Here is a 3,028-nt window from a genome sequence, read left to right on the forward strand (position 1 = left end):
CTTACACTCAGCCACAGTCCGAGCGTGATAAAACCGTCGCAGGCAATGGGAGTGTGCCGGGGCAGCCGAGCATTTAGGTTGTCTATGAGTCCGATGTGCAGTCGGGCGGCTTCTGATTCGGTCAGGCAGGAGTGCGGCGGATACCACTGTGAGTTCACAGCAGGTCCATGATGTATCGCGCGCTTTTGTACTGACCCGATCTGATGTGTCTGATCTATGTGCCCAAAACGGTTCAAATTGCAATGAAGATACTGCTCCCACATTTTTATTCCGAAATGCTCATTTTTGACTGAAAAACATTCAAAACTGTCATCATAACAGTTTTGAGTTGAAATGTCTGCAAAGCTCTATTCTATGCACTTTGTGGTCAATATCAGTTTCTTGTGAGAAAAGGTCAGTTCTCATAAAAAAGAATTCGTGTTTCGGAAATCGTTTCAGAGCGGTCAAAAACTTATGCAAAAACAGGTCGATTTGCATAAAGGATACTGCTCCCACATTTTTCAATCAAAAGAGCAAATATCCGCCCGACACAGCCCACACAAATAGTTCGCGCGAGCACTTGCCCGTAACGAAAAAAGCTGTCAGCTGTGTTCGGGAATCTTATGAGAAAGGAGGAATTGTATGAGTAATATGTTACAGACGAAAACCGCAGAAGAAATACTGTCAACAGTATTCAAGCCGAAGGAGTTCATCATCGACGGACTGCTCACGCAGGGATTGTATGTACTTGCAGGTGCGCAGAAGGTAGGCAAGTCATGGCTGGCAATGGATATCTGTCTCAGCATTGCAACAGGAGTTCCAGTGCTCGGGCGTGAAACCATTCAGGGAACTGCGCTGTACTTGTGTTTGGAAGATAACTATCAGCGTGTGCAGGACAGATTGTTCCAGATGAATGCTGAACCGATTGAAAATCTTCACTTCGCACTTGCTTCTGATAAAATCGGTGCAGGTCTTGAAGAACAGATAGAAACGTTCAAGAAAGAGCACGATGACTTGAAAATAGTTGTTGTTGATGTAATGCAAATGGTGCGCAGCAATGTTGAGTCAAGTTACGGCGCTGACTACGCTGAACTGATCGCACTCAAACAAGTCGCATACCGCTTAGGTATATGCATACTGATGATACATCATATGCGAAAAGCTAAGGACGATAATCCGTTCAATATGATGACAGGCAGCACAGGTATCGGCGGTGCAACTGACGGCAACTTTGCGCTCAAGGAAACAAAGTGCGGCTCAGGAAAAGCAATTATGTATTGTCAGGGGCGTGACATTGAATACACTGAACTGCGAATGCATTTCGATACCGATGTTATGCGCTGGATAGTTGAGAACGAAGCTACACCGAAGAAGAGCCGCGACAATACTGTTCTCTCTGCTGTATATCTTTTCATCAGGGAGCGAATTCACTTTGAAGGTATTGCGACTGAGTTGGTTGAAGAATTGAAAAAAGTTACCGATGAAGTGATATATCCGAACAGAGTTACGCGCGACTTGGTTCAGAATGGTTATGAACTCAGCAAGTATGGAATTGATTTCAAGTACGAAAGAGTTCACAAAGGCCGCGTTATTATTCTTCACTACAACGGCAAGCGTGACAGTAGTGACGGTAGAAATGTTACCGTCACGCAGGCGTTGCCCGACAGCTCACAAACGTCTATATAGCTTCATCTGCGGAGCGTGTCAGTAGGTTCCCGTGTCGGTAGTTTTACTGTCACGGCTGAGTTACTGTCACGCACAAAAACGCCCAAATTTGACGCAGTAGTCCAAATCGGGTAGTTATCCCACCTGCACCGACAAAAGCGGTTGTCGCGCAACGTGGAGCGAGTGTGGCGATACTGCACAGATAATATCGGCAGAGGAAAAAGTGGTGGTACCCGAAAAAATCGGCTCAGAAAAGCCGGCAAGCATAGCAGCTGGCATTCCGCTTGCCGCCTTGCTTGTCGGGCAGAAGCCCGAACCCACTTTAATTGGCATAAGAAAAAGGGGGATGATAACATGAGAAAACGAAACACCACCATAGCGATACGCTGCACAGAGGAAGAAAGCAGGCGTATCCATGAACTGGCTGAGAGGCACGGCTTGAAGCTGAATGACTTCGTAATGCGGAGTGCTCTCGGAAAGAAAATCGTTGTCGCTAACGGTATAAATGAGATAGTTAAGCAGCAGAAAGCTATCGGACGCAACCTCAATCAGATAGCAATGCTGGCACACGAAGGACGGCTGCACTCTGTCAGACTGGACGAGCTTGTGGAGCAGCACAGGTCAGTGACAGCGGCAGTCTGTGAGATAGCAAAGGTGGTGAAATGATGCCCATAATCCATTTTATCAACAATAAAACTCAGACAGCTGGCGGCATGAAGAACGTCCTCAACTACGTCAGCAGAAAGGAAAAGACGGTCTCAGAGGACAAGCGTTTCGTGACAGGTGTCAACTGCTCGCCCGAAACTGCACTCGATGAAATGACCGCAACCAAGAACCTGTACCATAAACCTGACGGTCGATTGTACTATCATCTGGTGCAGAGCTTCCCAAGTGGATATGAGATCGAGTCCGAACTCGCACACAAGATAGCGGTGGAGCTTGCGGAGAAAGCCTTCAACAAATACGAAGTTGTGGTGGCAACTCATATCGACAGGGAGCACATACATTCACATTTTGTGTTCAACTCTGTAAGCTTCGAGGACGGAAAGAAGTACCATTCAAACAAGGAAAGCGTCGAGAAATTAATGAAACTCAGCGATGAGATTTGTCAGAGGTATGGAGTTCATGTCCTTGATACTCCCAAGAAGAAAATGAATAAGGACTTCCTCTCTGACAGCGAGTACAGGTCAGCCAAGCGAGGCGAGAGCTTCAAGTGGGAGCTGATGAATGTCATAAACCAAGTCATGAAACAGGCAAAGTCTCGCAAGCAGTTCTGCTACTTGATGAAGCAGCAGGGCTACAATGTCAGGTGGGAGGACAACCGAAAGTATATTACCTACACTTGTCCTAATGGCAGAAGATGCCGTGACAATAAGCTTCACGG

3 protein-coding genes are annotated in these 3,028 nt (G+C 46.7%); all 3 read left to right on the plus strand.

Annotated features, from left to right (window positions below):
* Positions 1 to 621: 621 nt before the first annotated feature.
* The gene (locus tag DSZ37_RS17425) at positions 622 to 1,665 is read left to right on the plus strand and encodes an AAA family ATPase (RefSeq protein ID WP_109728199.1); all 1,044 of its coding nucleotides are present in this window, start codon (positions 622 to 624) and stop codon (positions 1,663 to 1,665) included.
* Between the two features lie 333 nt (positions 1,666 to 1,998).
* Positions 1,999 to 2,310, plus strand: coding sequence for a plasmid mobilization protein (locus DSZ37_RS17430; RefSeq protein WP_109728201.1), 312 nt, complete (start codon positions 1,999 to 2,001; stop codon positions 2,308 to 2,310).
* Positions 2,307 to 3,028: relaxase/mobilization nuclease domain-containing protein (locus tag DSZ37_RS17435; protein ID WP_242978667.1), on the plus strand; the 722-nt coding region annotated here is incomplete at its 3' end. The genes DSZ37_RS17430 and DSZ37_RS17435, both read left to right, overlap by 4 nt.

This window comes from Ruminococcus flavefaciens, assembly GCF_900116855.1.
Classification (GTDB): domain Bacteria; phylum Bacillota; class Clostridia; order Oscillospirales; family Ruminococcaceae; genus Ruminococcus; species Ruminococcus flavefaciens_R.

Coding starts and splice junctions, on each gene's coding strand:
- DSZ37_RS17425 (WP_109728199.1), top strand. CDS start 622: ATGAGTAATATGTTACAGACGAAAACCGCAGAAGAAATACTGTCAACA.
- DSZ37_RS17430 (WP_109728201.1), top strand. CDS start 1,999: ATGAGAAAACGAAACACCACCATAGCGATACGCTGCACAGAGGAAGAA.